This is a genomic window from Intrasporangium sp. (assembly GCF_051961875.1).
Lineage (GTDB): Bacteria > Actinomycetota > Actinomycetes > Actinomycetales > Dermatophilaceae > Intrasporangium_A.
The window spans coordinates 1-6,831 of the sequence record NZ_JBQCCV010000225.1; the positions used below are offsets into that span (position 1 = coordinate 1).

General features: G+C 72.2%; 7 protein-coding genes and 1 pseudogene. 2 read left to right on the forward strand and 6 right to left on the reverse strand.

Translation table 11 applies throughout. The annotated features are described in order from the left end of the window. Window positions 1-456 (forward strand): annotated as a pseudogene (locus tag ACTHJJ_RS13335) (ATP-dependent Clp protease ATP-binding subunit ClpX); the annotation flags it as partial. 81 nt (window positions 457-537) lie between these two features. Then, entirely contained in the window at window positions 538-1,134 is a 597-nt protein-coding gene (locus ACTHJJ_RS13340; RefSeq protein WP_440303424.1) for a hypothetical protein, read from the forward strand. Window positions 1,135-1,137: 3 nt separating this feature from the next. Here the strand turns inward: ACTHJJ_RS13340 and ACTHJJ_RS13345 are convergent, their stop codons facing one another. From ACTHJJ_RS13345 to ACTHJJ_RS13370, 6 genes are all read right to left on the reverse strand, one after another. Beyond that, the gene (locus tag ACTHJJ_RS13345; RefSeq protein ID WP_440303425.1) at window positions 1,138-1,719 is read right to left on the reverse strand and encodes a hypothetical protein; all 582 of its coding nucleotides are present in this window, start codon (window positions 1,717-1,719) and stop codon (window positions 1,138-1,140) included. Continuing rightward, the gene (locus ACTHJJ_RS13350; RefSeq protein WP_440303426.1) at window positions 1,716-3,065 is read right to left on the reverse strand and encodes a DUF58 domain-containing protein; all 1,350 of its coding nucleotides are present in this window, start codon (window positions 3,063-3,065) and stop codon (window positions 1,716-1,718) included. The genes ACTHJJ_RS13345 and ACTHJJ_RS13350 overlap by 4 nt, the downstream gene beginning before the upstream one ends. Then, on the reverse strand, window positions 3,055-4,071 hold the full coding sequence (locus ACTHJJ_RS13355) for an AAA family ATPase (RefSeq protein WP_440303427.1): 1,017 nt from the start codon (window positions 4,069-4,071) through the stop codon (window positions 3,055-3,057). Before ACTHJJ_RS13355 ends, ACTHJJ_RS13350 begins: the two co-directional genes overlap by 11 nt. 3 nt (window positions 4,072-4,074) lie before the next feature. Beyond that, window positions 4,075-4,581: a hypothetical protein gene (locus ACTHJJ_RS13360; RefSeq protein ID WP_440303428.1), complete on the reverse strand. Its 507-nt coding sequence runs from the start codon at window positions 4,579-4,581 to the stop codon at window positions 4,075-4,077. A gap of 26 nt (window positions 4,582-4,607) precedes the next feature. Next, complete coding sequence (locus ACTHJJ_RS13365) at window positions 4,608-5,315, reverse strand: DUF4129 domain-containing protein (RefSeq protein ID WP_440303429.1); 708 nt, start codon at window positions 5,313-5,315, stop codon at window positions 4,608-4,610. A gap of 84 nt (window positions 5,316-5,399) precedes the next feature. Further along, window positions 5,400-6,831 (reverse strand): class I tRNA ligase family protein (locus tag ACTHJJ_RS13370; RefSeq protein WP_440303430.1); only part of this gene is annotated, 1,432 nt, incomplete at its 5' end.

Below are 6,831 nucleotides of genomic sequence, written 5' to 3' on the forward strand. Positions count from 1 at the left end.
CTGCACAGCCCGAAGGACCTCGCCGACACGTTCGCCGACGTCATGCCGGAGGACCTGCTGAAGTTCGGCCTCATCCCCGAGTTCATCGGCCGCCTCCCCGTCCTGACGACGCTCGCGCCGCTCGACCGGCAGGCCCTCGTCAGCATCCTCACGACGCCGCGCAACGCGCTCGTGAAGCAGTACCAGAAGATGTTCGAGATCGACGGCGTCGAGCTCGAGTTCACCGAGGACGCCCTCGAGGCGGTTGCCGACCAGGCGCTGCTGCGCGGCACGGGCGCCCGTGGCCTGCGGGCGATCATGGAGGAGGTCCTCCTGCCCGTCATGTTCGACGTGCCGAGCGATGACGAGATCGCCCGGGTGGTCGTCAGCCGCGAGGTCGTGCTCGACAACGTCCTGCCGACCATCGTTCGGCGGGAGCCGGAGCCGCGGAAGCGCCAGCGCAAGGAATCCGCCTGAGCCAAGCCGTGAGGACACGAGCGAGGAACGAGCGAGGCCCGGAGCGGCGATTCGGTTCAGGCGGCAAAAGGATCGGCTGAGGTGAGCCCGTTCCGGCTCGGCGTGGGTGACGCCGCGCCCGTGCAGCAGTCGGCGACGACCTGCGGCTCGGCCTGCCTAACGGTAGCCCGGATGCTCGCCAACCCATCCTTCGCCGACTGGATCGTCCACGGCGACCTCGGGCAGACGTCCACGGCGAACGAGCGGTTCGCGGCATACGAGCAGGTCGTCGCGGGCCGGACGAACGGCGTCATCGGGCCCGGCGGACGGCTCCAGCCGCCGTGGCCGCGGGCTCTCGGCACGCCGCCCTGGGGAGCGCGCCACGAGATCGAGTTCGGCGCAAGCCGGCCGGGCACCCGCTATGCCGTCGGCTGGGTGCGGCTGAGCGGCATACCGGCCCTCGGGCAGGCGTACGACGACCTTCACCGACGGCTCGACGAGGGTAGGCCGGCGCTGCTCTACATCGGCAACGCGTGGCTGCCCCGCCACGTCGTCCTCGCGATGCCGGGCGCCACATGCATCGACGTCTACGAGCCCTCCACCGGTCGCGTCGTCGGCCTGCCGCGTCAGACTTTTGTCACGCGCCGGGTCGCGCTCGCAGGCTGGGACGTCCCGTGGTGCATCGTGGGGCCGCGGTGAGCCTCAGCGGGGCGGCTCGGGTGGGTTGGTCCGCAGGGCCCAGACGCCCGCGGCCAGTCCGACGAGCCCGATGACGTATGCCGCTGAGCTGAGCCCTCCCGCGCGGCCGAGCAGGAGCGCGGCGAGCACCGCGACGACCGCTGCCGCACAGAGCGCGACGGTCATCCACTGCAGCCACCGTCGCGCCGTGGCGGGACCCACGAGTGCCCACGGGGGAGCCGAGTCGGCGAGCGCGGTGGCGGCATGCGAGAGGGTGACGCCGGCCGCGGCAAGCAGCGACCACCACGAGAAGCCGCCTGCCGGGGTCAGGTTGATCCAGACGACCAGGAGCAGCGCCCAGAGGATGAGGGCGGCCGCGGAGTTCGACAGCGACCAGGTGAGCAGGGGCACGGCGAGGAGCAGCCACCATCCGGTATCCATGCCGCCGGTCGCGCGCGCGAGCGCGACGAGGTAGAGCGCCACGCCGAGCGTCGCGACTGCTGCCAGCAGCACGTGGTGCAGGGACCAGTCGGACCCCGCCCCGAACCGGACGAACCGTTGGGACCGGCCCCGGGTTCGCGTGCCTGACGCGTCCTGGACGCTCATCGGCGCACCATCCTCGGAGCCGAGGCGCGGTGGGCGATGTCGCGCAGGACGTGGTCGAGGGAGCCCGGACCGCGCCACGGGACCACGGGCACCCCGCGGCTCACGATGGCTGCCACCTGCGCCTCCCGGGACAGGAGCCGGATCCGCCAGGCGAGCGCCTGGTACGGGTCGTCCGGGCTGGCGGTGAGGTGCTCGGGGAACGTGTCGATCACCACGGTGCTGATCCCCCGGCTCGCGAGCGTCGTCGTCAGCTCGATCATGGCCGGCTCGATGAGCGGGCTCAGCACGAGGACGAGCCCGAGCGGGTCGAGCCCCCGGATCGCCCGCCGCCCGTCGTCGCGGCGCTCGGACGCCGGCTCGATGCGCGCCAGCGTCTCGAGGACCCGGCGCAGGTGGTGCGTGCCGGACCCGACACCGAGCGGCGGGATGTCCGCTGCGCCGACGGTGCGCAGGGTGAGCCGGTCGCCGGCGCGGAGGAAGTGGTCGGCCAGCGCTCCCGAGGCGCGGACGGTGACGTCCAGGCTGGTCGGCCGCCCGTCGACGCCCTCGCGTGGGCCGAGGTCGCTGAAGGCGTCGACGAGCAGGACGACGTGCGCGTCCTCGTCGGCGAACGTCGAGGTGACGTGGAGACGGCCGGTCCGCATCGAGACCGGCCAGTGGATCCGGCGCAGCCGGTCGCCCGGCTGGAACTCGCGGATCGTGTGGAACTCGCTGCCGGACCCGGGACGTGCGGACCGGTTGACGCCGACGATGCCGCGTGGGTGCGGCGTCGGAGCGGCCGAGTCGAAGACGGCCGGGACGGGGAGCGTCGTGGTCGTGAGGTCGGGGAGGTCGACCGGGCCGCATCGGAAGGCGCCCCACGGGCTGGTCAGCGTCACGCTCACCGTGCCGAGCGGCCGCACGCCCCAGCGCGTGGAACGCACGCCCATCGTGGTGACGGGTGCCTCGATCGGTGTCACGCCCGCAGGTGGGTTGCGTTCGGCCCACTGCGTGTCAGCGAGGAGCAGGACCCCGTTGCCCTCCGGAGGGAGGGGGGCGACTCGCACGACAAGTGCCGTGCTCTCACCCTCCCGCAGGGTCGACTGGCCGAGCTGGGCGCTCGCGGTCGCCTCCCTGCGCGGTCGGGTCAGCTGCCCCCAGATCGCGGCGACGACGAAGGGGACCCCGATGACGAGCAGGTCCGGCCGCCGGAGGGCTGCCCCGAGGGCGAGGGCGCCGCCGCCGAGGAGGACCGCGCGCACGTGGGCAGCCGTGGGCGCCCACTCGCCGAGGGACCGGCTGACGGTGGCCCGGCGCCCGGCGGTGGTGAGCCCGGCGGGCGATCCGTGACCGGCGTCAGCGGGCATCCCGGCCGGCTCCCGGCTGGGCGGCGTCGCCAACCCGGCTCGTCGTCACGTGCTGCTCGCGGGCAGACGGCGCGGGGACGGTGTGCAGGATCGAGCTGACCACCGCGCCTGCGCTGACGTTGCTCATCCAGAGCTCGGGCTTGACGGTGATCCTGTGCGCCAGCACGGCCGGGGCCACGGCCTTGACGTCCTCGGGCGTCACATAGTCGCGCCCGCCGATGACCGCGAACGCCCGCGAGCAGAGCAACAGCCCGAGCGCGCCCCGGGGGGACGCGCCCATGAGCACGTCTCCATGGGTCCGCGTCGCGGCAGCCAGGGCGACGCAGTAGCGACCGACCGACTCCTCGACGTCCGTCGCCTCGACCGCGGCCTGCATCTCGAGCAGCTGCTCGCCCGTCACCACCTGGCGCAGCGTCTGGTCCTCCTGGCGGCGGGCGAGGCGGGCAGCGAGGATCTGCCACTCCTCGTCGAGGGACGGGTAGCCGAACGACACGCGCATGAGGAAGCGGTCGAGCTGCGCCTCGGGCAGCGGATAGGTGCCCTCGTACTCCACCGGGTTCGCCGTCGCGAGCACGTGGAAGGGCCGGGGGAGCGGGAAGGTCCGGCCCTCGACCGTCACCTGGTGCTCCTGCATCGCCTCAAGCAGCGCCGCCTGGGTCTTCGGCGGCGTCCGGTTGATCTCGTCGGCGAGGAGCAGCCCGGTGAAGAGCGGCCCGGCCCGGAACTCGAACTCGCGGGTGCGCTGGTCGAACACGAACGAACCGGTGAGGTCGCCGGGCAGCAGGTCGGGCGTGAACTGCGCGCGCCGGAACTCCAGCCCCAGCGTCTGCGCGAAGCTGCGGGCCGTCAGCGTCTTGCCGAGACCGGGGAAGTCCTCCATGAGCACGTGCCCACCGGCGAGGACGCCGGCCAGCACGAGCCGGAGGCTGTCCCGCTTGCCGACGACGGCCCGCTCGACCTCGGTGAGGATCGCCGAGCTCAGCGCGCTGACATCCTGAATCTGCATTGGTCACCACTTCTCGATGCGTTCTAGGACTGCGTTCATCTTCTCGGGTTGGTACAGGTCCGGATCCGGCACGCTCATGATGAAGTCCCACAGGCCGGGCGGCATGACGCCCTGCGACCACTTCGGCTCCTCCTCGAGGACGAGGCCGTGCTTGGCATGGAGCCGTTCCCGGATGATCGTCGTGAGCTGGCCGTGGAGATCGTCCACGAGGCTCTCGCGGCCCTCGCCCCGCTCGTTGGCCGCCTGGAGCCGGGTCGCGAGGTTGGTGACCCGGAAGTCCTGCCCCCGGTGGGATCGCGACCGGTAGAAGTCGCTCACCGGCCAGTGGGTCACGGCGTTCGAGGTGGCGTGATCGACGAGGTACCAGACGAGCATTGCGAGGGCGACGACGAGCGCGGCCAGCTGCGGCACGCTCGCGTCCTGGCCGAGCACCGCGCCGAACGCGACGAACATGAGCCAGACGCCGGCCGCCCAGGCGGTGCGCCGGTGCCATGGCCGCGTCGTCCGCACGAGCTCTCGTATGCCGCCGGGTCCGGTCACGTCGTCGGCGCCCCCGTCGCCTCGGTCGCCACCCGTCTCAGGTCCTCGTGGAGGGTGGTGAGGTCGCGCATGGCCCGACGCCGGTGCTCCTCGGTGAGGGCGTGCCTGGAGAACCGCGCCTCTCGGTAGAGCGTGGCAAGGTCGGCGAGGCTGCGCGGGTCGATGTCCCAGCTGTGCAGGACGCGCGTGGTGTACTCGGTCGAGGTCTCGGCCGGCTCACGGGGGAGTCCCGTTGCGGCGGCGGCGGTTTCGAGGCTGAGCCACGCTGCGACGATCGCGTTGCGGGGCTCACCCTCGACGAGGAGGGCGAGCTGCTCCTGGCTCGCGGCGAGCAGCTCGTCCGGCACCTCGGGGGTCACGAAGTCGGCTGCGGCGCGAGCGACGAGCTGGGGACGGCGCCATACGGACCTGATGAAGGCGATGATGACGCCGAGGACGACGACGATGGCGAGGACCGCGACGATCTGGACGATCAGCGCGACGAAGGGGGAGAGCGGCCCGAGCGGCTCGCCCGTGCCCGTCGGAAAGGCGCGGGACGGCGTGACCGCTGTGGTCGGGAGCGGCGGAGGCGGCGCCGGCCGGGAGCCGCCCGTGTCCGGGCGCGGCGTCATGAGCTGCACGGGGTCGCCGACAGCGGTCAGCAGCAGCGCGGTGACGACCGTCGCTGCTGCCACCACCCAGGCGGCGACCCACCTTCGGGACATGTCAAAACCCTATGGCAGCCCGGCGCTCCAGACGCCCTCATGCCTTTCCCGAAAGTGGGGCGTGCGGGGAGGTGGACTGCCGGATCAGGCGCGCCGAGTCTTCTCGGCAGGGATGAGGTCGACGTCGCGGACCTCGAGCGCCTCGGCCGTGGCGTAGCGCAGCTCGGTGACGTGGCCCGCCGCGCGGAGGTCGCCCTCGGCGGCCCGCACCTGCTCCACGACCGGCTCCGGGGCCGCGAGCACCATGGTCTTGATCTCGGAGCGCATGCCGACCTTGGCCTCGGACTTCACCTTGCGGACGGCCGCGAGTGCCGCACCGACCGCATCGAGCATCGTCGCGTCACCGTCGGAGGGCAGCTCGTCACGGGTGGGCCAGGCCTGGCGGTGGACCGATCCCTCACCGAACCAGGACCAGACCTCCTCGGTGGCGTAGGGGATGAACGGCGCGAGCAGCCGCAGCATCGACTCGAGCGCGAGCCGCAGCGCCGCCCGGGCGCTCGCCGCCTCGGCCTCGCCCTGGCCGCCGTAGGCACGGTCCTTGACCAGCTCGAGGTAGTCGTCGCAGAACGACCAGAAGAAGGTCTCCGTCACCTCGAGCGATCGGGTGTAGTCCCACGACTCGAAGCCGGTCGTCGCCTTGTCGATCACGTCTCCCAGGGCCGAGAGCATCGACAGGTCAAGGGGATTCGTCACTGCCGACCGGAGGTCGCCGACGACCTCGCCGAAGCCGAGCGCGAACTTCGAGGCGTTGAGGACCTTGATCGCGAGGCGCCGGCCGACCTTCATCTGGCCGGTGTCGTAGGCAGCGTCGGTGCCCAACCGGCCGGAGGCCGCCCAGTAGCGCACTGCGTCGGCGCCATGTGCCACGACGACGTCCTCGGGCGTCTCGGCGTTGCCCTTGGACTTGCTCATCTTCTTGCGGTCGGGGTCGAGGATCCAGCCGCTGATCGCCGCGTTGCGCCAGGGCGCGGTGCCCTCCTCGAAGTGGGAGCGGACCACGGTGGAGAAGAGCCAGGTGCGGATGATGTCGTGGGCCTGGGGTCGCATGTCCATCGGGAAGATCGCCTGGTAGAGCTCCGGATCCGAGCCGGGGCCCGACCCGTCGCGCACCGGCCAGCCCGTCGCGATCTGGGGCGTCAGCGACGAGGTCGCCCACGTGTCCATGATGTCGGGGTCGGCGACGAAGCCGCCCGGCTCGCCTCGCTGCGACTCGTCGAACCCCTCGGGGACGTCGACCTGCGGGTCGACGGGCAGGGCGGACTCCGGGGGTGTGAGCAGGGAGTCGTGGTCGACCTCGCCGGACTCGTCGACGCGGTACCAGACCGGGAACGGCACGCCGAAGAACCGCTGCCGGGAGACGAGCCAGTCGCCGTTGAGCCCCTCGATCCAGTTCTTGTAGCGCGCCCGCATGAAGGCGGGGTGGAAGTCGATCTCGTCGCCCCGGGCGATGAGGGCGGCCCGCAGGTCGGCGTCACGTCCACCGTTGCGGATGTACCACTGGCGCGAGGTCACGATC